The 22,095-nt window shown below is 63.4% G+C and carries 22 protein-coding genes and 1 tRNA gene; 15 read left to right on the forward strand and 8 right to left on the reverse strand.

Annotated features, from left to right (window positions below; genetic code table 11):
- Positions 1 to 8 precede the first annotated feature (8 nt).
- Together ABXS05_RS05250 and ABXS05_RS05255 are read left to right on the forward strand one after the other, a co-directional pair.
- Positions 9 to 455: an SRPBCC family protein gene (locus ABXS05_RS05250; RefSeq protein ID WP_311935417.1), complete on the forward strand. Its 447-nt coding sequence runs from the start codon at positions 9 to 11 to the stop codon at positions 453 to 455.
- Complete coding sequence (locus tag ABXS05_RS05255) at positions 442 to 780, forward strand: ArsR/SmtB family transcription factor (protein WP_367623163.1); 339 nt, start codon at positions 442 to 444, stop codon at positions 778 to 780. The genes ABXS05_RS05250 and ABXS05_RS05255 overlap by 14 nt, the downstream gene beginning before the upstream one ends.
- Before the next feature lie 6 nt (positions 781 to 786).
- On the opposite strand, the gene hisI is transcribed toward ABXS05_RS05255, so the two are convergent.
- The 3 genes from hisI to folE form a co-directional block, all read right to left on the reverse strand.
- A complete protein-coding gene (hisI, locus tag ABXS05_RS05260) occupies positions 787 to 1,197 on the reverse strand; it encodes a phosphoribosyl-AMP cyclohydrolase (protein WP_311935421.1) in 411 nt (136 codons plus the stop codon).
- A 40-nt stretch (positions 1,198 to 1,237) separates the two neighbouring features.
- Positions 1,238 to 2,866 (reverse strand): NADP-dependent glyceraldehyde-3-phosphate dehydrogenase, encoded by a 1,629-nt coding sequence (locus ABXS05_RS05265; RefSeq protein ID WP_367623164.1) that lies wholly within the window; start codon positions 2,864 to 2,866, stop codon positions 1,238 to 1,240.
- Between the two features lie 151 nt (positions 2,867 to 3,017).
- A complete protein-coding gene (folE, locus tag ABXS05_RS05270) occupies positions 3,018 to 3,665 on the reverse strand; it encodes a GTP cyclohydrolase I FolE (protein WP_311935424.1) in 648 nt (215 codons plus the stop codon).
- A 146-nt stretch (positions 3,666 to 3,811) separates the two neighbouring features.
- On the opposite strand from folE, the gene ABXS05_RS05275 reads away from it, so the two are divergent.
- The 5 genes from ABXS05_RS05275 (at position 3,812) to ABXS05_RS05295 (ending at position 7,902) form a co-directional block, all read left to right on the forward strand.
- Positions 3,812 to 4,249 (forward strand): iron-sulfur cluster assembly scaffold protein, encoded by a 438-nt coding sequence (locus tag ABXS05_RS05275; protein ID WP_311935426.1) that lies wholly within the window; start codon positions 3,812 to 3,814, stop codon positions 4,247 to 4,249.
- A gap of 360 nt (positions 4,250 to 4,609) precedes the next feature.
- Positions 4,610 to 4,939, forward strand: coding sequence for a hypothetical protein (locus ABXS05_RS05280; protein ID WP_311935428.1), 330 nt, complete (start codon positions 4,610 to 4,612; stop codon positions 4,937 to 4,939).
- Between the two features lie 43 nt (positions 4,940 to 4,982).
- Entirely contained in the window at positions 4,983 to 5,282 is a 300-nt protein-coding gene (yidD, locus tag ABXS05_RS05285) for a membrane protein insertion efficiency factor YidD (RefSeq protein WP_311935431.1), read from the forward strand.
- Between the two features lie 64 nt (positions 5,283 to 5,346).
- Positions 5,347 to 7,299, forward strand: a complete 1,953-nt coding sequence (thrS, locus tag ABXS05_RS05290; RefSeq protein ID WP_367623165.1) for a threonine--tRNA ligase — start codon at positions 5,347 to 5,349, stop codon at positions 7,297 to 7,299.
- 72 nt (positions 7,300 to 7,371) lie between these two features.
- Entirely contained in the window at positions 7,372 to 7,902 is a 531-nt protein-coding gene (locus ABXS05_RS05295) for a metallophosphoesterase (protein WP_367623166.1), read from the forward strand.
- Positions 7,903 to 7,945: 43 nt separating this feature from the next.
- Here the strand turns inward: ABXS05_RS05295 and ABXS05_RS05300 are convergent, their stop codons facing one another.
- The gene (locus tag ABXS05_RS05300; RefSeq protein WP_311935439.1) at positions 7,946 to 8,530 is read right to left on the reverse strand and encodes a TetR/AcrR family transcriptional regulator; all 585 of its coding nucleotides are present in this window, start codon (positions 8,528 to 8,530) and stop codon (positions 7,946 to 7,948) included.
- A gap of 896 nt (positions 8,531 to 9,426) precedes the next feature.
- On the opposite strand from ABXS05_RS05300, the gene ABXS05_RS05305 reads away from it, so the two are divergent.
- Entirely contained in the window at positions 9,427 to 9,864 is a 438-nt protein-coding gene (locus ABXS05_RS05305) for a VOC family protein (RefSeq protein ID WP_311935441.1), read from the forward strand.
- Between the two features lie 192 nt (positions 9,865 to 10,056).
- On the opposite strand, the gene ABXS05_RS05310 is transcribed toward ABXS05_RS05305, so the two are convergent.
- Positions 10,057 to 10,132 (reverse strand) — tRNA-Thr (locus ABXS05_RS05310).
- Between the two features lie 147 nt (positions 10,133 to 10,279).
- Here ABXS05_RS05310 and ABXS05_RS05315 point away from each other — a divergent pair.
- The 7 genes from ABXS05_RS05315 (at position 10,280) to ABXS05_RS05345 (ending at position 17,917) form a co-directional block, all read left to right on the forward strand.
- A complete protein-coding gene (locus tag ABXS05_RS05315; RefSeq protein WP_367623167.1) occupies positions 10,280 to 11,644 on the forward strand; it encodes an L-serine ammonia-lyase in 1,365 nt (454 codons plus the stop codon).
- A 142-nt stretch (positions 11,645 to 11,786) separates the two neighbouring features.
- Positions 11,787 to 12,326, forward strand: coding sequence for an AAA family ATPase (locus ABXS05_RS05320; RefSeq protein ID WP_367623168.1), 540 nt, complete (start codon positions 11,787 to 11,789; stop codon positions 12,324 to 12,326).
- Positions 12,327 to 12,571: 245 nt separating this feature from the next.
- Complete coding sequence (gene plsX / locus ABXS05_RS05325; protein ID WP_311935449.1) at positions 12,572 to 13,645, forward strand: phosphate acyltransferase PlsX; 1,074 nt, start codon at positions 12,572 to 12,574, stop codon at positions 13,643 to 13,645.
- Positions 13,645 to 14,622: a beta-ketoacyl-ACP synthase III gene (locus ABXS05_RS05330; protein WP_311935451.1), complete on the forward strand. Its 978-nt coding sequence runs from the start codon at positions 13,645 to 13,647 to the stop codon at positions 14,620 to 14,622. Before plsX ends, ABXS05_RS05330 begins: the two co-directional genes overlap by 1 nt.
- 255 nt (positions 14,623 to 14,877) lie before the next feature.
- Positions 14,878 to 15,195 carry an integration host factor subunit alpha gene (locus ABXS05_RS05335; RefSeq protein WP_105862006.1) on the forward strand — a complete coding sequence of 106 codons (318 nt, stop codon included), beginning with the start codon at positions 14,878 to 14,880 and terminating at the stop codon, positions 15,193 to 15,195.
- A gap of 307 nt (positions 15,196 to 15,502) precedes the next feature.
- Complete coding sequence (locus ABXS05_RS05340) at positions 15,503 to 16,159, forward strand: MerR family transcriptional regulator (protein WP_367623169.1); 657 nt, start codon at positions 15,503 to 15,505, stop codon at positions 16,157 to 16,159.
- A gap of 126 nt (positions 16,160 to 16,285) precedes the next feature.
- Positions 16,286 to 17,917 (forward strand): phytoene desaturase family protein, encoded by a 1,632-nt coding sequence (locus tag ABXS05_RS05345; RefSeq protein WP_367623170.1) that lies wholly within the window; start codon positions 16,286 to 16,288, stop codon positions 17,915 to 17,917.
- Between the two features lie 114 nt (positions 17,918 to 18,031).
- Here ABXS05_RS05345 and ABXS05_RS05350 read toward each other — a convergent pair whose 3' ends face one another.
- Genes ABXS05_RS05350 through ABXS05_RS05360 form a run of 3 tightly spaced genes read right to left on the reverse strand, consistent with a single transcriptional unit; the run spans position 18,032 to position 21,841 of the window.
- Positions 18,032 to 20,296 (reverse strand): xanthine dehydrogenase family protein molybdopterin-binding subunit, encoded by a 2,265-nt coding sequence (locus ABXS05_RS05350; RefSeq protein ID WP_367623171.1) that lies wholly within the window; start codon positions 20,294 to 20,296, stop codon positions 18,032 to 18,034.
- Positions 20,289 to 21,347 carry an FAD binding domain-containing protein gene (locus ABXS05_RS05355; RefSeq protein ID WP_367623172.1) on the reverse strand — a complete coding sequence of 353 codons (1,059 nt, stop codon included), beginning with the start codon at positions 21,345 to 21,347 and terminating at the stop codon, positions 20,289 to 20,291. Before ABXS05_RS05355 ends, ABXS05_RS05350 begins: the two co-directional genes overlap by 8 nt.
- Positions 21,344 to 21,841: a (2Fe-2S)-binding protein gene (locus ABXS05_RS05360; RefSeq protein WP_311935463.1), complete on the reverse strand. Its 498-nt coding sequence runs from the start codon at positions 21,839 to 21,841 to the stop codon at positions 21,344 to 21,346. The genes ABXS05_RS05355 and ABXS05_RS05360 overlap by 4 nt, the downstream gene beginning before the upstream one ends.
- Positions 21,842 to 22,095 lie beyond the last annotated feature (254 nt).

A 22,095-nucleotide genomic window follows, 5' to 3' on the forward strand; every position in this document is an offset into this window, starting at 1 on the left:
TTGCAATTATGTCAGATCGTATCGAAAAGACCATCGAGCTGAACGCGCCCATCGAGCGGGTGTGGCGTGCCCTGACCGATCACGAGGAATTCGGCACCTGGTTCCGGGTCAAGCTGGATGGGCCTTTCGTGCCCGGCCAGATCTCGCGCGGCCGCATCACCTATCCCGGCTATGAGCATGTCGTGTGGGAAGCCAAGGTCGTCAGCATGGACAAGCCTCGCCTGTTCTCCTTCACCTGGCATCCCTACGCCGTCGATCCGGACGTCGACTATTCCAAGGAAACCCCAACCCTGGTGGAATTCCATTTGCGCCCGACGGCGACGGGAACTCAATTGATCGGTATCGAGTCGGGCTTCGGTGCCATTCCCGCCCACCGCCGGGCCGAAGCGTTCCGGATGAATGATGGCGGCTGGGAAGAGCAGATGAAGAACATCAAAGCCTATGTCGAGACTTGATATCGCTCCACCGACCCAGGATCACGCGGCGACTTTCGCGGCATTGGGAGATCCGACCCGGCTCTCCTTGCTCGGCCGGCTCAGCAGCGGACAGGCGCAATCGATCGCCAAACTGTCGACCGATACGCGCCTGACGCGCCAGGCCATCACCAAGCATCTCCACGTCCTGGAAGGAGCGGGTCTGGTCTCGAGCCTTCGTGTCGGGCGCGAGACGCAGTTTGCCTACCGCCCCGAGCAGATCGAGGCCGCGCGCTCCTACCTCGACGAGGTATCCGCACAATGGGATGCCGCCTTCGCCCGGCTCAAGGCTTTCGTGGAGAAATGAGGGCGGTCACTCCGCCATCACCAGCCGTGCCGGCCCGCCATCATCGCCCTTGACCACACGGTAGAAGCAGGAATGGCGGCCGGTGTGGCAACAGCCGCCATCGCCGCCGACCTCGACGCGCATGATCAGGGCATCCTGGTCGCAATCGGTGCGCAATTCCACCACGCGCTGCAATTGGCCTGACGTTTCGCCTTTACGCCAGAGCGCCTGGCGCGATCGCGACCAGTACCAGGCCTCGCCGGTCTCCAGCGTGCGGGCCAGGGATTCGGCATTCATATGCGCGACCATCAGCACCTCTCCATGCTCGGCACCGAGCGTCACCACCGTGATCAGGCCATCGCGGTCGAATTTCGGCGTGAAGACAAGGCCTTCTTCCAGGGAGGCCTTGTCGCCGGGCGCAGGGAACGAGGTCGTCATGCTGATACTCATGGGACGGGTGGCGGGAAACGCGTAGGGCTCAAAAGATGAAGTCCGTATGGATGAATTTCGACTTGTGGCTGCGCGTGATTTCGTCGAGCAGTTTCTTGCTGGGCTCGGTCTGCTTGGCGGCGATCATCGAACGGATCGAGAAGGACCGCAGCGCATCGGTGACAGAGAGCGTACCCTCCGCCGAATCCTTGCGGCCGGTGAAGGGGAGGATGTCCGGCCCGCGCTGGCACTGGCAGTTGATGTTGACCCGGCAGACCTGGTTCACCAGCGGATCCACCAGCGTGCCGATGTCATCCGCGCTGGTCGAAAAGATGCTGACCTGCTGGCCGTGCTCGGAAGTGATGACGTAGTCCAGCGCCGTCTCGATGTCGTCGAAGGGCATCACCGGCACGATCGGCCCGAACTGCTCCTCGCGATAGAGCTTCATGCCCTCCGCCACCGGATAAACCACGGCCGACCGGAACAATGTCTCGACCTCGTCCCCGCCGCCTTCGTTGACCACCCTGGCCCCCTTGGCCACGGCATCCTCGACGCAGGCCATCATGTATTCGGCCTTGGCCCTGTCGGGCAGTGGCGTGATGCTGACGCCCTTGTCCCAGGGCATGCCGATCCTGAGCTTGGCAAGCTCCTCGGTGAAGCGCTGCAGGAAACGATCGACGATGGAGCGGTGCACGATCAGCATCTTCAGCGCGGTGCAGCGCTGGCCGTTGAAGGACAGCGCCCCGGCAAGGCATTCCTTCACCGCCAGTTCCAGATCGGCATCGGCGAGCACGATGGCGGCATTCTTGGCATCGAGGCCGAGAATGGCGCGCAGGCGGTTGGTCTTGGGATGCAACTTCTTGAGATGGTCGGCGACCTTGCTGGAACCGATCAGGGTGAGTGCATTCACCTTGCCGGATTCCAGCAGATGCGGCACGATTTCCGCGCCCTTGCCATAGACGAAATTGACCACACCCGCCGGGAAGGCGCTGCGGAATGCTTCCAGAAGGGGCTCGAACAGCAGGACACCGAAGCGCGGCGGCTTGAATACCAGGGTGTTGCCCATGATCAGGGCCGGGATCAGCGTGGCGAAGGTCTCGTTCAGGGGATAGTTGTAGGGGCCCATACACAGCACGACGCCGAGGGGCGTGCGGCGGATCTGCCCGATGGTGCCCTCGACGATCTGGAAGCGTGAATTCTCATTGTCGAGATTGCGCACGGCATCGACGGTGGCGCGCATATAGTCGACGGTGCGATCGAACTCCTTCTCGGCATCCGGCAATGACTTGGCGATCTCCCACATGATCAGCCGCACGATCTCGCTGCGACGCGCCACCATCTGGCGGATGAAATCGAGCATGCAGGTGATGCGATCGGCGACCCGCATCGTCGGCCAGGCGCCGCGGCCATTGTCATAGGCGCCGACCGCCGCCGCGAGCGCGGCATCGGCCTCCGGGATGCCGCCGACGGGCACCGAGCCGAGGGTGACCGGCAGTAAGCGCCCTTCCCCATCGCGCAGGTGAATGGGTGAGATCACGCTCTGCTTCTCGCCGGTCCATGCTAGCAACTCGCCGTTCACCAGAACGCAATCCTGATGGATCTCGCCCGGAAGGCGAAACTCGACAGGAATGTCCTCGGCCTTCGGGAACAGCGTTTTGAGCTCAGTCGATTGCAGCATCATCGGTACTCCTTCGAGACATGGCTGCCCCAACCCGTGCACGATCCATGCCACACGCGCGCCAGCGTGCAGCACGACTCATAAAGGGAATAAGACGCTCGAACGCCGAACGACAGCGCTCGTGACGAGCAGTGCCGCCGTCGGGTGTCGCTCAGCGTGCTTTGTAGGCGCGCTGTACCAGGGACAGGAAGTGCATCTGCTGCTGCGGCTCCGACTTGAAGATGCCGGTAAAGCCGGTCGTCACCGTGGAAACGCCCTGTTTCTGGATGCCGCGCATGGCCATGCACATATGCTCGGCCTCCAGCATCACGGCCAGTCCCCGAGGCTTGAGGCGCTCCTCGATGGCCTGGGTGACGTTGGCGGTGAGATGCTCCTGCGTCTGCAGGCGCCGGGCATAGATCTCCACCACGCGTGCCAGCTTGGAGAGGCCGACCACGCCGCCGCTCGGATAATAGGCAATGTGGGCATGGCCCAGGATCGGCACGATGTGGTGTTCGCAATGCGAGTAGAAGGGGATGTCGCGCACCAGCACCATGTCGTCATAGCCGCCGACTTCCTCGAAGATGGTGTCGAGTTCTTCGCCGGCATCGTGCTCATAGCCCTTGAACATCTCGCGCCAGGCCTTGACCACCCGTTTGGGCGTGTCGATCAGGCCTTCGCGATCGGGATCGTCGCCGGCCCATTGGATCAGCGTCCGCACGGCGGCTTCGGCCTCCTTGCGCGTCGGGCGAGGCATAGGGGTGCGGGCGACGTCGTCGCGTTCCAACTTGGCCGCAGGCTTATCCACCAGTGCATCCATCAAAAGCTACTCCCACCGCCAAGGCAGACCGTCAAAAATCGGCCTTGCGGGTTTAGATCATACCGGCCTGGAGAACACCCCTCCCCAACCGACCCATTCATGCCTATATAGTTGAGAGCGAAGCGCATTCAATCAAGCGTCCACCCATGCTCGACGACGTCTATAATAAACGTATCCTCGAATTGGCAGCCAATATTCCGCGTATCGGCCATCTGCCGCGCGCAGATGCCGCAGCCACGGCCCATTCCAAACTGTGCGGCTCCACCGTTTCGGTCGAGCTGGCGGTTGAAGACGGCAAGGTCTCCGATTTCGCCCATATCGTGAAGGCCTGTGCTCTCGGACAGGCCTCCTCCTCCATCATGGCCCGCAATATCATCGGCGCGAGCGCCGACGAATTGCGGCAGGCGCGCGAGGCGATGCGCCGCATGCTCAAGGAGAACGGCCCGCCCCCCGAAGGCCGTTTTGCCGAAGCTGCTGTGCTGGAACCGGTGCGCGACTTCAAGGCCCGTCACGCCTCCACGCTGCTCACTTTCGATGCGGTGGTCTCCGCTTTCGACAGCATCGAAGCGAAGGCGGCGGAGTAAGGCTCGAAAAGGAGTGTCGATCTCCAGATCGACATTCTCGGAAACGGAGCCGTTGGATGATGTCGACCTGAAGGTCGACACTCCGATTTGGGCATTTTCCGGAGCAGCCAGGAAGCCCACGACCTCAGGATTCGCCCTGCCCCTTGCGAATTATGACGGAAAAGCCCCATTCTGCTCTTGAACTTGCCGGTTTTTCCGGAAATGAGCATCGTGTTCGGAACGTTTTACGATTTGGTGGAATCACCAAGAATCGCAAAGACGCCTTAGCCAATCCTTTGGATTGGCTTGAGAACAAGGAGTTAGAGTAAATAGTCGTTCACGCTTGAACGCGCTTTGCTCTAGGTAAAGACGGGGGCGCCCATGTTGAAACTGATCCTGCGGCGAAACGTCAAGTCGGGGTTGATCGGCGGCAAGAAGTTCGAGGTTCATAGTCGCATAGAGACGGACAAGGATCTCGTCGCCTTGTTCAAGGGCTATCCCGACGAACTGGTGCTCGCCTATAAATCCATCTGGGCGGACCGTAGTCTTTCCCTCAAGCGCAGCGAATTCCTGCGCGGAACCAAGTTCACCGTCACCTCCCTCAACGAACTCATCGAGCTGGAGGAAAGGCTGCAATCGGCCTTCGACCAGGTCCGGCGCATGATCGAGATCGTCGAGACCTTCCAGACCGACATCGCCCTCGAGCTTTGATTTCGATTCCGGCCGGAGGCTCTCACCCCTGTCGCATCTCGTCATGACCTGGCCCCGCACTGCCGCACATCTCGTCATCCGTACCTACCAGGTCACGTTGTCGGCCCTGATCGGGCGACAATGCCGCTATTTTCCGAGCTGCTCGGAATTTGCCGACGAGGCGATCGAGCGCCATGGCGTGTGGGCGGGCGGATGGATGGGCTTGTTTCGGATCTGCCGCTGCCATCCCTGGGGCGGATCGGGCCTCGATCCCGTGCCGGAACGATTGCCCGCCGACACGAGCTGGTATAGACCGTGGCGCTATGGCCGCCGACGGCCTTTTACCTGCGATGAGGGGCAGTAGCCTCTCCTATATCACCTGAAATCGCTTACCTGCTTGGTTGGCAGGAGTGAGCCTGGAGAAAACTATGCCTGTTTTGACTTTTCCCGATGGCAATCAGCGTTCCTACGATGCCGGCGTGACCGGCAAGGCCGTTGCCGAGGGCATCTCCAAATCCCTCGCCAAGAAATCCATCGCCATGAAGCTCGACGGGGTGCTGACCGACCTCGCGGAGGAGATCGGTCGCGATGCCCGCATCGAGATCGTCACCCGCGAGAGCCCGGAAGCCCTGGAGCTGATCCGGCACGATGCAGCCCATGTCATGGCCGAGGCCGTGCAGTCGCTCTGGCCCGACACTCAGGTCACCATCGGCCCGGTGATCGAGAACGGCTTCTATTACGACTTCTATCGCGCCGAACCTTTCTCTTCGGAAGACTTTCCGAAGATCGAAGCGAAGATGCGTGAGATCATCGCCCGCAACGCTCCCTTCACCCGCGAGATATGGAGCCGTGACAAGGCCAGGCAGGTCTTCGCCGACAAGGGCGAGAAGTTCAAGGTCGAGCTGGTCGAGGCGATCCCCGCCGACCAGGATCTGAAGATCTACTACCAGGACAACTGGTTCGATCTCTGCCGTGGCCCGCATATGGTCTCGACCGGCCAGATCGGCACCGCCTTCAAGCTGATGAAGGTGGCCGGCGCCTATTGGCGCGGCGACAGCAACAATCCGATGCTGACCCGCATCTATGCCACCGCCTGGCGCAACCAGGAGGAGCTCGACCTCTATCTCAAGCAGATCGAGGAAGCCGAGAAGCGCGACCATCGCCGCCTCGGACGCGAGATGGACCTGTTCCATTTCCAGGAGGAAGGCCCGGGCGTGGTGTTCTGGCACGGCAAGGGCTGGACGATATTCCAGGAGCTGATCGCCTATATGCGCCGGCGCCTGAAGGCCGACTACAAGGAGGTCAACGCGCCTCAGCTGCTCGACAAGCATCTGTGGGAGATCTCCGGCCATTGGGGCTGGTATCGCGAGAACATGTTCATGGCCAAGTCCGCCGGCGACGAGACCGAGGACGAACGCGTCTTCGCCATCAAGCCGATGAACTGCCCGGGCCATCTGCTGATCTTCAAGCACGGCCTGAAGTCCTATCGCGACTTGCCGATGCGCCTGGCCGAGTTCGGCGCCGTGCATCGCTATGAGCCCTCGGGCGCCCTGCACGGCCTGATGCGCGTGCGCGGCTTTACCCAGGACGATGCCCATATCTTCTGCACCGACGAGCAGATGGCGGCCGAGTGCCTGAAGATCAACGATCTCATCCTGTCGACCTATGCCGATTTCGGCTTCGACGAGATCGTGGTCAAGCTCTCCACCCGGCCGGAGAAGCGCGTCGGATCCGACGAGCTCTGGGATCGCGCCGAAGAGGTGATGATGCGGGTGCTCGAGCAGATCGAGGAGCAGTCGGGCGGGCGCATCAAGACCGGCATCAACCCTGGCGAAGGCGCCTTCTACGGCCCGAAATTCGAATACACCCTGAAGGACGCCATCGGCCGTGACTGGCAGTGCGGTACCACGCAGGTCGACTTCAACCTGCCGGAGCGCTTCGGCGCCTTCTTCGTGGATTCGGACGGCGAGAAGAAGACACCGGTGATGATCCACCGCGCCATCTGCGGCTCGATGGAACGCTTCCTCGGCATCCTGATCGAGAACCATGCCGGGCATTTCCCGCTCTGGCTGGCGCCCGAGCAGGTCATGGTGTGCACGATCACCTCGGACGCCGACGATTATGCCCAGGAGGTCGTCGCGGCCCTCAGGGCGGCGGGGCTACGCGCGGAGATCGATCTGCGCAACGAGAAGATCAACTACAAGGTGCGCGAGCATTCCCTCGCCAAGACCCCGGTGATCTTCGCCCTCGGCAAGAAGGAAGGTGCGGAACGCACCGTCTCGATCCGCCGCCTTGGCTCGCAGGCCCAGTCGGTGCTGCCGCTCGACAAGGCAATCGCCGAACTGGTCAAGGAAGCGACCCCGCCGGATCTGCGGCGCTAGACCGGAGGGAGACCTCCTCTCCCATGCAATGGGCGTCGGCCTGCCGGCCGGCGCCTCGGAACAGGCCATGCCGTGAGCAAGCTCTTCTTCACCGCCGACACCCATTTCGGCCATGAATCGATCATCCGCCTGTGCAAGCGCCCCTTCGACAGCGTCGAGGCGATGGATGAGGCCTTGATCGCGCGCTGGAACGGCAAGGTTGCCCCGAACGACGTGGTCTATCACATCGGCGATTTCAGCTTTCGCGCGGGCAAGCCGGCCGAGACCTATCTGGAACGCCTCAACGGCCAGATCCATCTCATCCTCGGCAATCATGACGACCAGGCCAAGCTCGAGTCGACCGGGCGCCTGCGTTCGATCACCGAGATCAAGGAATTGCGCTGGAAAGGCCAGACGATCGTGATGTGCCATTACCCGATGCGCGAATGGCCGGGGGCCTGGCGTGGCGCCTGGCATCTGTTCGGGCATGTGCATGGCCGCCTCGACGGCGAGCCCTTCGGCTACAGCCTCGATGTCGGCGTGGACAGCCACAGCTACGCCCCTCTCGCGGCAGAGGAAGTCGCCACGCTGATGGACGGGCGTCAGCAGATCTTCGGGACCTGACGTCTATAGGACGGCGGTGGAAGGGCTGCGCAGTCGATCCGGATTACTCGGCGGCAACCTTGGCCGCAGGCTCGTTTCGCACGGCCAGCCCCGCCAGCACCATGTCGAAGATCTTGTCGACATAGGCCGCATCGGGCGGCGTCACGGTGGTATGAAAACGCTGGAAGATCGGCGACATGATCAGATCGAGCACGGTATCCGGATCGACATCGTCGCGGATCTGCTTCTTGTGCATGGCCGAGATCACGAAGGCCCGGGCGATTTCCTGGCGGCGCTTCATGACGATCTCGCTGAAGCGCTCCCGGAACGGACGCTCGAACTGCGCCTCCGCCAGCAGGGCCCTGGAGGCGCCTTCCATCATCGGATCGTTGAGATATTCAGCCAGGCGGCGCACATAGTTGCGGAAATTCACCATGGGCTCGCCGCCGGCGACCATGGGCGGCAGCACCTCGGTGCAACGGGCAAGATAGGCGTCGAGCAGGAGATCGGCCTTGCTGTCATACCAGCGATAGATGGTCTGCTTGCCCACCCCGGCGAGAGCCGCGATGCGTTCGACCGAGATATCGCGATAGGGAGCGCGTTCGAGCAATTCGGCCGCTGCATGCAAAATCGCCTTATGCGTTTCCATGCAGCGCGGTCTTCCGACGGGTCGTGCCGCCTGCTGCGCAATGGCCACCGACAACTCCTATAAATGTCAAGAATATAATCTAGACGTAATGTCTCATATATAAACGCATTTCTGCTTGTTTTCAATCAACCTGACCTTGCATGGCTGCTTCGCCTCCCGTGTCGACGGCTGGAAATTAGCAAAACGGCAGCCTGGAACGGCCAAGGCCCGGGATTGTCCGTTCGTGATCGGCTCGGAAGGCACAGTCCCCCACCTCACGAAAATTTCAAGACGCCCCGTTTCATATCTCTTGCATTTAGAGACGAGGCGTCTTATAAACATCGACATGGATGGTACGGCAATCGTTTCATTGGATTGCGGACTCTCCACGGTAAGTGTTCAAGCGTATCGTCAGTTTGGTAACGATTGTTAGCACGTAAGAGTAGATGAAGGCGCGTTTGCGCCGTTCGATATTGCATAGTTTGATTTCTATTCGGGCGCCGCACCTCCCCAACAGGTGCGGCGCTTTGTTTTTGTCATCCCTTCCTCTCGACAACCACACAGGACGATACTTATCGCTTGCCGGGCGGTAACAATGTACTCGTGCTTTCCCGACCGAAATCCGGCGGGGTCTGCAGACTCGATCCGATCCGTTTTCCCGGATGGAAATCTGTCGGCGCCTGTCTCGATTGAAAACGGGCCGGGCTATATTTAGCCATCTAAGGCTCCCGGCGCGAATGAGGCTGCTCGCTAGCGGCGCAGTGACGGGCACGTCATCGCCCCCGGGCGCCCGATGCGATCGGTCGCGACTGAAATGCTCCATCAGGTTCGAGATACCAGGCTGCGCCGAGCACCGCCCCCTCGCCCACGCAGTTTTAAGCGTTTACGGCCTGGACGACCCCTTGTAGATTGGACACATGGCACTCAAGCGCATGGACAATGTCGGGATCGTCGTCGATGACCTCGCAGGGGCGATCGATTTCTTTCGCGAGCTCGGCCTCGAGTTCGAAGGGCAGGCCACGATCGAAGGCGAATGGGCCGGACGGGTCACCGGGCTCGGCGATCAGCGCGTCGAGATTGCCATGATGCGCACGCCGGACGGCCACAGCCGGCTCGAACTATCCCGCTTCCTCACGCCGCCTGTCGTCGCCGATCACCGCAACGCCCCGGTGAACGCTCTAGGTTATCTGCGCGCCATGTTCACCGTTGATGACATCGACGACACGCTTGAAAGGCTCCGTCGACGCGGCGCGCAACTCGTAGGCGACGTCGTCCGATATAAGGACGTGTATCGACTCTGCTACATCCGCGGGCCTGGCGGGCTGCTCATCGGCCTTGCCCAGGAACTCGGCTGACGACACCGACAAGAGTGCCCTTCGCCCCATCCACCTTTGAGCCTTGCCACGACTTGCCGGGCGACGGATCGCAAGTCACCGCCACCGAAGAGCTCATTCCGAAGGTGGCGTCGGATCACCCTGCGCCAGAACGAAATTCCTCCGCCAGCCGCACAACGGCAGAGTCCGAACAATTGAAACTGAGGGGGAGGATGGTGCCGGTTGCGGGACTTGAACTCGCGACCTACCGCTTACAAGGCGGTTGCTCTACCAGCTGAGCTAAACCGGCGTCGGTTTTGGGGTAGCAATTCGGGCCTCTTCGCGCAAGTTTCCTGTGCAACGAAAGTTGGTGTAACATTTGTTACGCTCCACTCGATGGTGGTGCGTTTCGATTGTGAGGGTCCAGCTGCAACAGTTTGGTGGGAACTCAACGCCGATGATCAGTGTCTTCGACATCTTCAAGATCGGCATCGGCCCCTCGTCTTCGCACACTGTCGGCCCCATGCGTGCCGCCAATCGCTTCGTGCAGTCGCTCCGCAAGCAGGGCCATTTCATCCACACCCACCGGATTGAAACCGTGCTTTACGGCTCGCTGGCCTGGACCGGTCACGGGCATGCCAGCGATATCGCCGTGATCCTGGGCCTCGCCGGCGAGGAACCGGAAACCGTCGATCCAGAGACCGTCGCCGCGATCGTCGAAGACGCCACCAGCAAGGGCATGCTCGCCCTCGGCGGCCGCCGGGCCATGAGCTTCGAGCGCAACCGCGACATCGTCTTCGATCGCAAGACGCAACCCAAGGGCCATCCCAACACCCTGTCCTTCACGGCCTGGAACGAGGGCGGCACTGCCCTCGCCACGGAATTCTACTATTCCATCGGCGGCGGCTTCGTGCTGGCCGAGGGGGAAAGCGCAGCGACGCTGGCGACGGTGGACGTTCCCTACCCTTTCGGCAGCAGCGCCGACCTGCTGCGCCTTGGTGTCGAGCACAATCTGAGCATCGGCGGCATCGTGCTCGCCAATGAAATGGCGAGCCAGCCCGAAGCCACCATCCGCGAGCGGCTCGCCGGCATCCGGTCCGTGATGAATGCCGCCATCGACCGCGGCATGAGCCAGGAGGGCGAATTGCCGGGCGGACTGCGGGTAAAGCGCCGCGCCAAGGCGCTGCACGATCGCCTGCTCACCGATATCGGCCGCAATGTCCGCGCGCCGCACGAGGTGATGGACTGGGTTTCGCTCTTCGCCATTGCGGTGAACGAAGAGAATGCCGCCGGCGGGCGCGTGGTGACGGCACCCACCAATGGTGCAGCGGGTATCGTGCCGGCCGTGCTGCGCTATTACCGGGATTTCTGCGACTACTCGGACGCCGGCGCCGACGAGTTCCTGCTCACGGCTGCCGCCATCGGCATGCTGTTCAAGATGAACGCCTCGATCTCGGGTGCGGAGGTCGGCTGCCAGGGCGAGGTCGGAGTCGCCGCCTCCATGGCGGCGGGCGGGCTTGCCGCCGCGCTCGGCGGCAATATCGCCCAGGTCGAGAACGCGGCCGAGATCGGCATGGAGCATCATCTCGGCATGACCTGCGACCCGATCGGCGGCCTGGTGCAGATTCCCTGCATCGAACGCAATGCCTTCGGGGCCAACAAGGCGATCGCCGCTGCCTCCCTCGCCTTGCGCGGCGACGGCACCCACAAGGTCAGCCTCGATCAGGTGATCACCACCATGCGCGTCACCGGCGCGGACATGCAGTCCAAATACAAGGAAACCTCGCAGGGGGGCCTCGCCGTCAATGCGGTGGAGTGCTGACGCCTATCGACTCGCTTCCTGGGGTCGGCTCCGAACAAGGCGCAATCGATGCCCCGTGACGGCGATGACAAAGACTTGCGCCGCTTCGATGCAAGCTCAATAAGGCTGCGACCTTCCTTGTCCGCCGATTATGTTTGAGCCAATGACCGACCTTGCAGGCCAGATCCTCATTCTCACCGGCCCTCCGGGTTCGGGAAAGACCACGACGGCACAAGCCCTTGCGTCCGAACCAGGCGCGCCGGCCGTGCATCTGCACGCCGACGATTTCTGGCATTTCATCAAGAATGGCGCGATCGCGCCCTATCTGGCTGAAGCCCATCATCAGAATATGGTGGTGATCGACGTTCTGGTCAGTGCAGTGCAAGCCTATGCTCGTGGTGGCTATTTCGTGATCCTGGACGGCATTGTCGGTCCCTGGTTCCTGGCGCCGTTCAGGGCGCTCGCCTTGCCGGTCCACTATGTGGTGCTGCGCCCGCTCCTGGCAGCTGCGATCGAACGCTGCCGCCTGCGCGGCGGCGACACCCTGAGCGATCCCGAGCCGATCACCGCGCTGCACCGGCAATTCTCCGACCTGGGCGCGCTCGAGCGCCATGTCATCGCGACGGAAGGGCAGGATCGTGCCGCCATGCTGGCGGCCGTCCGCGAGGCCGTTGCCGGCGGGAGGTTCCGGCTGGCGTCCTGAGGCGCCTGAGAAAGTGTCCTGCGGGGCGAAGTGAGGCAAGCGTGCATTTTCTTGCAATCGCGCCCTTCCTCACCATGATTTTGACGTGAGAATCGGTCAATCGACGGCTTCTACATCCTGGCCGTGCCTAAATTCCGGCCGTCAACCTTCGCTACACTCTTGTGGTGCATGGTCTTTTGCTGCAAAACGCAGCGCCTCCCCCGCCGTGCACAGCGGCCAGACGCAACAGGGCAACCGAACACTTCATGGCTTCCGACAATCGGGCTTCGAAAATTCGTATCGCTCTCGACGCGATGGGGGGCGATCACGGCCCCACGGTCGTGATTCCGGCCGCCGAGCTGGCGCTGACCCGCCATCCCGACCTGAGCTTCTCCTTCTATGGCGATGAAGCCGCCATCGCCCCGCTGCTGGCCGCCCGCCCGCGCCTTCAGGCCGTTTCCAGCGTCCATCACACCGATGTCGCCATCCGCATGGACGACAAGCCTAGCCACGCCCTGCGCTATGGCCGCAAGAAATCCTCGATGTGGCTGGCGATCGATGCCATCAACAAGGATGAAGCCGATGCGACCGTCTCGGCCGGCAACACCGGCGCGCTGATGGCGATGGCACGCTTCTGCCTGCGCACGCTCGCCGAGATCGACCGTCCCGCCATCGCCGCGCTGTGGCCGACCCTGCGGGGCGAATCGATCGTGCTCGACGTCGGGGCCTCCATCGGCGCCGATTCCAACGCCCTGATCGACATGGCGGTGATGGGCGCGGCCATGGCCCGTATCGTGCTGGGCGTGGAGCGCCCCACCGTCGGCCTGCTCAATGTCGGTGTCGAGGAGGTCAAGGGTCTCGAAATGGTGCGCGAGGCCGGCCGCATCCTGCGTGAGACCAGCCTGCCTGACCTGACCTATCATGGTTTCGTCGAGGGCGACGACCTCGGCAAGGGCACCGTCGACGTGGTGGTGACCGAAGGTTTTGCCGGCAATATCGCGCTCAAGACCGCCGAAGGCACGGCCAAGCAGATCGCCTCCTATCTGCGTTCGGCGATGTCGCGTACCCTGATGGCGCGCATCGGCTATCTCTTCGCCCGCGGTGCCTTCCAGGCCCTGCGCGAAAAGCTCGATCCCAACCGTGTCAATGGCGGCGTCTTCCTCGGCCTCAACGGCATCGTGATCAAGAGCCATGGCGGCGCCAATGCCGAAGGCTACGCTGCCGCCATCGATCTGGCCTATGATATGGTGAAACAAGAACTCATGACGAAAATCACCGAAAGCCTGAGCTTCGACCACCGCGCCGTGATGGCCGCCGCCAGCAATCCGGACGCTGCATAATGGCGACAATCCGTTCTGTTATCCGGGGCATCGGCTCCTATCTGCCCGAGAAACGCGTCACCAATGACGAGTTGTCCAAGCTCGTCGACACCTCCGACGAGTGGATCGTGCAGCGCACCGGCATCCGCGCCCGCCACCAGGCCGCAGAGGGTGAATTCACCTCGCATCTCGCCACCAAGGCGGCCGAGCGCGCTTTGGCCGATGCCGGCCTGAAGGGCTCCGATATCGACCTGATCGTGCTGGCGACCTCGACGCCCGACAACACCTTCCCAGCTACGGCCACCACCGTGCAGGCCAATATCGGCATGACAGGCGGCGCTGCCTTCGACGTGCAGGCCGTGTGCACCGGCTTCGTCTACGGGCTTTCCATCGCCGACAATTTCCTGCGCTCGGGCTCGGCCAAGCATGCGCTCGTCATCGGCGCCGAGACCTATTCGCGTATTCTGGACTGGTCGGATCGTACCACCTGCGTGCTGTTCGGCGACGGTGCCGGCGCCGTGGTGGTGGAAGCCACCATGAATGACGGTTCGATCCACGATCAGGGCGTGCTGGCCACCAAGCTGCGCTCGGACGGGCGGCACAAATCGAAGCTCTTCGTCGATGGCGGCGCCTCCACCACGGGCACGGTCGGCAAACTGCGCATGGACGGCAAGGAAGTCTTCAAGCTTGCCGTCGGCATGGTGCCGCAGATCATCATCGACACCATGGACGATCTCGGCCTGGCCTATGACGCGGTGGATTGGTTCGTGCCGCACCAGGCCAATGCCCGCATCATCCACGCCACGGCCGAAAAGCTCGGCCTGCCGCCGGAGAAGGTGGTGCTCACCGTTGCCGAGCACGCCAACACCTCCTCGGCCTCGATTCCCCTGGCGCTCGACACGGCAGTCAAGGACGGGCGCATCAAGCGAGGGGACCTCGTCCTGCTGGAGGCCATGGGCGGTGGCTTCACCTGGGGCGCGGCCCTGATCCGCTGGTAGTCTGACGAATTTGACGGTTGCCGAACCGAGGTCGAAGCGAACACCGGTTTCGATTGGTGGTTGACCTTGACCGATTTCGTCAATAGCTTCGCGTTTTCAGTGACATAGAGTCGGGACTTCAGTGCCGGCCCTGCTGGGATGATTTGCGGGGCGGATTCGTGGCGGGACAGGCTTCCCGCCGTTCCGGGCTGCATCGAACGGATAACAGACAGGTGGCCTCTTCACGGAGCCTGTCCAACGTGGGGCATGAAAGCGATGGCGGGAAATACCGTCACAAGAGCAGATCTTTGCGAAGCGGTTTACCAGAAAGTAGGCCTGTCGCGGACCGAGTCGTCGGAACTGGTCGAGATGGTCCTGCATGAAATCTCGAGCTGCCTCGAACGGGGCGAGACGGTGAAGCTGTCGTCCTTCGGCTCCTTCGTCGTGCGCTCCAAGGGCGAGCGTATCGGCCGCAACCCCAAGACCGGCAAGGAAGTGCCGATCTCCCCGCGCCGTGTCATGGTCTTCAAGCCTTCCAACATCCTCAAGGCCCAGATCAATGGCGAGAATGTCGATGGCGTCACCGACGACTAGTCGGGCATTGGCCTCGGCCAGCCAAATCAATAATGGACTAATCAGTCCTGTTTTCTGCGAGATGGGAAATTCCGGTCTGCCGGCGCTGGCCGCCCGCATGGCGAGGCATCCCTGAAGCGGCCAGCAGCGACAGCCGTCATCGCCTGTCGGCAATGGGCATCTCTTTCCTCCTCAAACGGTTTCAAACTACCATCCGATGAAGTTTTGGGTTGGAAACAAGTGATAAACGCTTGTCTTTCATCACAGAATCGGACGAGTGATAGGGGAAAGGCACGATTCGCCGCTTTCCGCTCGGGAGTCCGGCAGCATGGAAAAAGCACCTGACGCGTTCCGCACCATCAGCGAGGTCGCCGAGGATCTCGACCTGCCCCAGCACGTCCTGCGCTTCTGGGAAACCCGCTTCAGCCAGATCAAGCCGCTGAAGCGCGGTGGTGGGCGTCGCTATTATCGCCCTGACGACATCGATCTGCTCAAGGGCATTCGCTACTATCTCTATGGCGAAGGCTACACCATCAAGGGCGTGCAGCGCATCCTCAAGGAGCGTGGCAACCGGCATGTGATCGAGATCGGCCGCGCGCAGAATGAGGATTATGTACCACCCGTCGCGGTGATCCCGCGGGCGGACGAGGAAGAGCGCCGCCGTGAGCGGGCCGAATGGCCGGAGGCGGAGGCTCCTGCACCGGGTGATCCGGCCGGGGACTATGACGAGCGCGATGATCGGATCGAGCCCGTCTTCGACGAAGAGTCCGAAGCTTACGAGCCGCCGCCAGTCCAGGCCTCGCTGCCGCTGTCATCCCTCGCGGGACCGCCCATGCGCAGCGAGCCGCGCCCCGCGCCGCCTCCGGTCGCGCAGGCTGAAAGCGGCAGTGGATTGTCGCTGGGCGACGAGCGTCGCCGACGGCTGCAGACGGTGCTGCTGGAACTCGGCGAGTGCAAGCATATCCTGGAAGCTGCCCGCGGCTGAGAAGCCGAAGCGTCACAGCAGGTGCCACATCCGCCTCTTGGAGGCGCGGCATAGGCGGCATAAGAAGGAGCCGACGGGACGTCCGCGGCGCCAGCCGCTGCGTCATAACAAGAAGGCTTCGAGGAATTGGCTGACGCAACTTCGCCCGCGGTCCACAGCGCGAACACTCCCTATGACGCGGTCATCATCGGCGGTGGCCATAATGGCCTGACCTGTGCCTATTACCTCGCGCGAGCTGGCCGGCGGGTCAAGGTGCTGGAGCGCCGTTCCGTCGTCGGCGGCGCCGCAGTGACGGAGGAGTTCCATCCGGGTTTCCGCAATTCCGTGGCCTCCTACACGGTGAGCCTGCTCAATCCCAAGGTCATCCGGGACATGGAGCTGGAGCGTCACGGCCTCAAGGTGGTCGAGCGCCAGGCCTCCAATTTCTTCCCCTTCCCCGACGGACGCTACATCCTCTCCGGCGAAGGCCGCACCCAGAGCGAGATCGCCAAGTTCAGCCAGAAGGATGCCGCCCGCTTCCCGGCCTATTGCGACGAGATCGACACCATTGCCGACGTGCTGCGCGACCTCATTTTGGAGACGCCGCCCAACATCTCCGACGACGGCTGGTTCGGCTCGCTGCCGGAATTGCTGCGCGCCGGCAAGCTGGGGCATCGGCTGTCCAAGCTCGACATGCATCATCGCCGCGTGCTGCTCGACCTCTTCACCAAATCGGCGAGCGACTATCTCGACGGCTGGTTCGAAAGCCCGGAAGCCAAGGTCTTGTTCGGCTTCGATTCCATCGTCGGCTCCTATGCCGCCCCCTCGACGCCGGGCTCGGCCTATGTGCTGCTGCACCACGTCTTCGGTGAGGTGAACGGCAAGAAGGGCGCCTGGGGCCATGCCGTCGGCGGCATGGGCGCCATCACCCAGGCCATGGCCAAGGCTGCCCGCGAGGCCGGTGCGGAAATCGAGACGGAGGCCCCGGTCCGCCGGCTCATCATAGAGAAAGGCGTCACAGCCGGCGTCGAACTGGAGGATGGCCGGGTCATCCGGGCCAAGGCCGTGGCGGCCAATATCGGCCCGCGCCTGCTCTTCGACAAGATCGTGCCCGAGGAAGCCGTGCCGGCCGATTTCCTGCAGCGCATCCGCCGCTTCAAATGCGGCTCGGGCGTGCTGCGCATGAATGTCGCGCTCTCCGAATTACCCAGCTTTACTGCCCTACCCGGCAAGGAACAGGGCGTCCACCACACCGCCGGCATCATCATCGGGCCTAGCCTCGATTATATGGAAGATGCCTTCCTGGAGGCCCGCCGCCTCGGCTGGAGCCGGCAGCCCATCGTCGAGATGCTGATCCCCTCAACGCTCGACGACACGTTCGCGCCCAAGGGCCAGCACGTCGCCAGCCTGTTCTGCCAATATGTGGCACCGTATCTGCCGAACGGCGGGAGCTGGGATGCCCATCGTGAGGAAGTCGCCGACCTGATGATCGACACGGTGGAGCGCTACGCTCCTGGCTTCAAGCAGAGCGTGCTCGGGCGCCAGGTGCTGACGCCCCTCGACCTCGAACGCGTGTTCGGCCTTGTCGGCGGCGACATCTTCCACGGCACCCTGTCGCTCGACCAATTGTTCTCGGCCCGGCCGATGCTCGGCTACGGCGATTACCGCACGCCGATAAAGGGGCTCTATATCTGCGGCTCCGGCACCCATCCCGGCGGCGGCGTCACCGGCGCCCCCGGCCACAACGCCGCCCGCGAAATGCTCTGCGACCGGGTCTGATTGGCAATGATAGCGTGTTGCCGCCCCCACAGAGCCATATAGTAACCCAGATGTAATTGCTCGCGGTGGTGCTGCGCGACCTCGACGGAGTGGCGAGCCGTTACTCCACCGCGATCACAGCAGTTCCTCGATGGCGATCGGGAATTTCCTCACGCGCTTGCCGGTTGCGTGCCAGATGGCATTGGCCACCGCGCCCGCCGTACCGGTGATGCCGATTTCGCCGACGCCCTTGATGCCGAGCGCGTTCACGTGGGGATCGCGCTCCTCGACCAGGATGGCCTCCAGCGAGGGGACGTCGGCATTGACGGGCACGTGATATTCGGCGAGATCCGCATTCATGATCCGGCCCGAGCGATGGTCGACAACCGCATGCTCGTGCAGGGCGAAGGACACGCCCCAGATCATGCCGCCCAGATACTGGCTGCGCACCAGATGCGGGTTGACGATCCGCCCCGCCGCGAAGGCGCCGACGAGCCGGCTGACACGCACCTGCCCAAGATCGGGATCGACCTTGACCTCGGCAAAGACCGCGCCATGGGCATGCATGGCATAGCTTGCCTGCGATGCCGGATCGGCGCTGCCGCGTCCCCTGGCCTCGACCTCTGCCAGGCCGGCCCGGCCGAGAATCTCGGCATAGCTCTCGCAGCGGCTTTCGTCGTCCCGGCGGAAGAGCCGGCCCTCGCGGGCGATCACGCCGGCATTGCCCGCACCGAACAGCGGCGAACGCTCGTCGCCTACGGCCAGTTCCGCCAGCTTGGCGATCACCGCCGCGCCGGCTTCGTGGATGGCCGCGCCAGCCGTGGCGGTATGCGCCGAGCCGCCGGCGATACCGGCATCCGGCAGGTCGGAGGTACCCGCCCGGAATTCCACCTGCTCGATATCGAGGCCCAGGCCGTCGGCAGCGATCTGGGCGAGAGCCGTCCAGGCCCCCTGCCCCATGTCATGCGCACCGGTTTCCATCAGACCGGAACCGTCTCGCCGAATCACGGCCCGCGCCTCGGCCTGGAACATCAGGGCCGGAAAGATGGCGGTGCCCATGCCCCAGCCGACGAGAAAGCCTGCCTCGTCGCGCATCTGGCGGGGACTCAGCGGCCGGCCGGCCCAGCCGAAGCGCTTGGCGCCTTCGGCATAGCATTCACGCAGGGCCTTGGAGGAGAAGGGTTTGCCGGTGGTCGGCTCGATCTCCGCATAGTTCCTGAGTCGGAATTCCAGCGGATCGATGCCGCTTGCCCAGGCCGCTTCGTCCATCGCGCTTTCCAGGGCAATGGAACCAGTGGCCTCGCCGGGCGCCCGCATGAACAGCGGGGTTCCCGTATCGGTGCGCACGGCGTCATAGGTGGTGGCGATGGCGGGGCTGGCATAGAGCGCATGCGAAGCGCCGGCAGCAGGCTCGAAGAAATCGTCGAAGGTGGACGATGCCGTGCGCGCGTGATGAACGAGCGCCGTCAGTGCCCCGTCTCCGGCAACCCCGAGCCGCAAGGTCTGGCGGGTCGGAGCGCGATGGCCCACGGGCCCATACATCTGGTCGCGCCTGACCACGAGCTTCACTGGCCGTCCGACGAGGCGGGCCGCCATGATGCCCAGGATCTGCGGCCCGGCAACGAGACCCTTGCAGCCGAAGCCGCCGCCGAGAAACGGGCTGCGGATGTGGATCTTGTCGGGTGCGATGCCGAAGAGACCGGCAATGCGGCCCTGCGCCATCGCCATGCCCTGGCTGGGCGTGTCGATCGACAGGCTGTCGCCCTGCCAATGCGCGACGATGGCGTGCGGCTCGATCGGGTTGTGATACTGGGCGGGCGTCTCATACACCGCCTCGATCTTCCTGTCCGCCCCGGCGAAGCCGGCCTCGATGTCGCCATGCACGGCTTGCGACGGATTGCCGACGCCAACGGCCGGCGGCACGAAGCTGTCCCCATCGAGGCCGATCCGCGCTGTCTCGGCCTCGTAGCGCGGCGCCAGCAGCGCGGCCCCTTCCGTCGCAGCCTCCAGCGACTGCGCGATCACCACGGCGATCGGCTGGCCGGCATAGCGCACGCGATCGTTCTGCAGCACGTCGAGCCGGAACATGAAGGGATGATCCTTGGCATCCGGATCCTGCGCCAAGGCCGGCTTGTGGTCCGGCGTCATCACCTCCACCACGCCCGGATGGGCCTTGGCCGCTTGGACATCGAGGGAAGAAACCCGGCCGCGGGCAATCTGCGCAACCGCCATCACGGCATAGAGCATGCCGGCGGGATGGTTGTCGGCCGCATAGCGCGCAGCTCCGGTGACCTTGAGGACGCCGTCCCGGCGCGTCAGGGGCTGGCCGATATTGGAACCGTGCCGGACATGCGCCGGAGCCTGGTTCGGCTTGAGGTCGGGCGTAACGAGTTCAGGCATCTCGACGGGCTCCGGGGAGGGTTGAGAAAGGCGAACCTGGCAGAGCGGGGATACGATCCGGCGTGCCGGTAGCCGCTTCGGCCAGGGCGCGCACGAGCGTGCGGCGCGCCAGTTCGATCTTGAATTCATTGTCGCCGGAGGGCTTCGCCTCGGCGAGAGCCACCTGCGCGGCGCGCTGGAAGACGGCTTCGTCCGGGGTGGCGCCGGCCAGAACCGCCTCCGCTTCGAGCGGCCGCCAAGGCTTGGCCGCGACGCCGCCCAGCGCCAACCGTGCCTCGTCGATCACCCCATCCCTGAGACGCAGGGCAGCGGCCACCGATACTACGGCAAAGGCATAGGATGTCCGCTCGCGAACCTTGAGATAGCGGGCATGAGCGGCAAAGCCGGCGGCGTCGGCAGGCAATCGCACCGCCACGATCAGGTCGCCCGGCTCGAGGGCCGTATCCTGCTCCGGCGTATCTCCCGGCAGGCGATGCAACTCGCCCAGCGGGATCTCGCGCCGCCCTGCCCTGCCCTCGATTTCCACCGTGGCGCCGAAAGCCGCCAGCGGCACGCAGAAATCCGAAGGGTGGGTGGCGATGCAGGCTTCGCTCCAGCCCAATATCGCATGCAGGCGGTTCTCGCCGCCGCGGGCATCGCAGCCCGAGCCTGGTGCACGCTTGTTGCAGGCGCCGGCAGCGTCGAAGAAATAGGCGCAACGCGTACGCTGCATCAGATTGCCGCCGACAGTCGCCGCGTTGCGCAACTGGCCCGATGCCCCGGACAACAGCGCCTCCGCGACAGCGGGATAGGTTCTTGCGAAAGCCGGGTCATGGGCAAGGTCGGCATTGCGCACGAGTGCACCGATCCTGACGCCCCCATCGGGCAGCCAGTCGATCGCGCCGAGATCCGGCAGTCGGGTGACGTCAACGAGCCGGTCGGGACTGACAACGTTTGTCTTCATCAGGTCGAGCAGATTGGTGCCGGCGGCCAGAAAGGCAGAACCGGGCTGGGATGCCGCCGCGACGGCCTCCGCAATCGTCGACGGTCTCACATAATCGAAGCTCTTCATGCCGATTTCCTCCGTCCGCCCTCGGCGAGGACATGGTGAGCCTCCAGCACCGCTTCGGTGATGCCGGCATAGGCCGAGCAGCGGCACAGATTGCCGCTCATGCCTTCTCGAATGCGCTCGGGATCGTCCCCGGCCTGGCCTTCGCGGATCAGGCCGATGGCACTCATGATCTGGCCGGGTGTGCAGAAGCCGCATTGGAACCCATCATGGGCGATGAAGGCCGCCTGCATGGGGTGAAGATGCTCGCCCTGGGCGACGCCCTCGATGGTTTCGATCTCCGCGCCATCGTGGCTGACGGCAAGCGCCAGGCAGGAATTGATGCGGCGGCCATCCACCAGGACGGTGCAGGCGCCGCATTGACCGCGATCGCAGCCCTTCTTGGTACCGGTGAGATCGAGGCGTTCCCGCAGGAGGTCGAGAAGCGTCACCCTCGGATCGTCGAGTTCGACGTGACGTTGCTCACCGTTGACGGTGAGGCTGATGGAGAAAGTCATGCACTGCTCCAATCGACTGATTTTTGGACGGTCCAGGCTGCCGAGGCCAAAGCGCCTTAGAGGGAGGCCGATTCTCTCGGATCGGAGGCGCTTGTCTCTTCAGAGTCTCTGGAGGAGCGCGATCCAGGCGGATCGAACTCCAGGCTTCAGGCCGCGAGACACAATCTGAGCGGCCGGATGCAAACGGGCTGCCCTAGGGAATCGGGCATCGATTTGATTGGAGAGCATCTGTCTGATTTGATGCTCATGCAGTA

This window comes from Labrys neptuniae (assembly GCF_040797145.1).
Classification (GTDB): Bacteria; Pseudomonadota; Alphaproteobacteria; order Rhizobiales; family Labraceae; genus Labrys; species Labrys neptuniae.

What these genes read in the sequence shown, in the direction of transcription:
- ABXS05_RS05250 (WP_311935417.1), top strand. Translation starts at nt 9, where the DNA reads ATGTCAGATCGTATCGAAAAGACCATCGAGCTGAACGCGCCCATCGAG.
- ABXS05_RS05255 (WP_367623163.1), top strand. Translation starts at nt 442, where the DNA reads ATGTCGAGACTTGATATCGCTCCACCGACCCAGGATCACGCGGCGACT.
- hisI (WP_311935421.1), bottom strand. Translation starts at nt 1,197, where the DNA reads ATGACGACCTCGTTCCCTGCGCCCGGCGACAAGGCCTCCCTGGAAGAA.
- ABXS05_RS05265 (WP_367623164.1), bottom strand. Translation starts at nt 2,866, where the DNA reads ATGCTGCAATCGACTGAGCTCAAAACGCTGTTCCCGAAGGCCGAGGAC.
- folE (WP_311935424.1), bottom strand. Translation starts at nt 3,665, where the DNA reads ATGGATGCACTGGTGGATAAGCCTGCGGCCAAGTTGGAACGCGACGAC.
- ABXS05_RS05275 (WP_311935426.1), top strand. Translation starts at nt 3,812, where the DNA reads ATGCTCGACGACGTCTATAATAAACGTATCCTCGAATTGGCAGCCAAT.
- ABXS05_RS05280 (WP_311935428.1), top strand. Translation starts at nt 4,610, where the DNA reads ATGTTGAAACTGATCCTGCGGCGAAACGTCAAGTCGGGGTTGATCGGC.
- yidD (WP_311935431.1), top strand. Translation starts at nt 4,983, where the DNA reads ATGACCTGGCCCCGCACTGCCGCACATCTCGTCATCCGTACCTACCAG.
- thrS (WP_367623165.1), top strand. Translation starts at nt 5,347, where the DNA reads ATGCCTGTTTTGACTTTTCCCGATGGCAATCAGCGTTCCTACGATGCC.
- ABXS05_RS05300 (WP_311935439.1), bottom strand. Translation starts at nt 8,530, where the DNA reads ATGGAAACGCATAAGGCGATTTTGCATGCAGCGGCCGAATTGCTCGAA.
- ABXS05_RS05305 (WP_311935441.1), top strand. Translation starts at nt 9,427, where the DNA reads ATGGCACTCAAGCGCATGGACAATGTCGGGATCGTCGTCGATGACCTC.
- ABXS05_RS05315 (WP_367623167.1), top strand. Translation starts at nt 10,280, where the DNA reads ATGATCAGTGTCTTCGACATCTTCAAGATCGGCATCGGCCCCTCGTCT.
- ABXS05_RS05320 (WP_367623168.1), top strand. Translation starts at nt 11,787, where the DNA reads ATGACCGACCTTGCAGGCCAGATCCTCATTCTCACCGGCCCTCCGGGT.
- plsX (WP_311935449.1), top strand. Translation starts at nt 12,572, where the DNA reads ATGGCTTCCGACAATCGGGCTTCGAAAATTCGTATCGCTCTCGACGCG.
- ABXS05_RS05330 (WP_311935451.1), top strand. Translation starts at nt 13,645, where the DNA reads ATGGCGACAATCCGTTCTGTTATCCGGGGCATCGGCTCCTATCTGCCC.
- ABXS05_RS05335 (WP_105862006.1), top strand. Translation starts at nt 14,878, where the DNA reads ATGGCGGGAAATACCGTCACAAGAGCAGATCTTTGCGAAGCGGTTTAC.
- ABXS05_RS05340 (WP_367623169.1), top strand. Translation starts at nt 15,503, where the DNA reads ATGGAAAAAGCACCTGACGCGTTCCGCACCATCAGCGAGGTCGCCGAG.
- ABXS05_RS05350 (WP_367623171.1), bottom strand. Translation starts at nt 20,296, where the DNA reads ATGCCTGAACTCGTTACGCCCGACCTCAAGCCGAACCAGGCTCCGGCG.
- ABXS05_RS05355 (WP_367623172.1), bottom strand. Translation starts at nt 21,347, where the DNA reads ATGAAGAGCTTCGATTATGTGAGACCGTCGACGATTGCGGAGGCCGTC.
- ABXS05_RS05360 (WP_311935463.1), bottom strand. Translation starts at nt 21,841, where the DNA reads ATGACTTTCTCCATCAGCCTCACCGTCAACGGTGAGCAACGTCACGTC.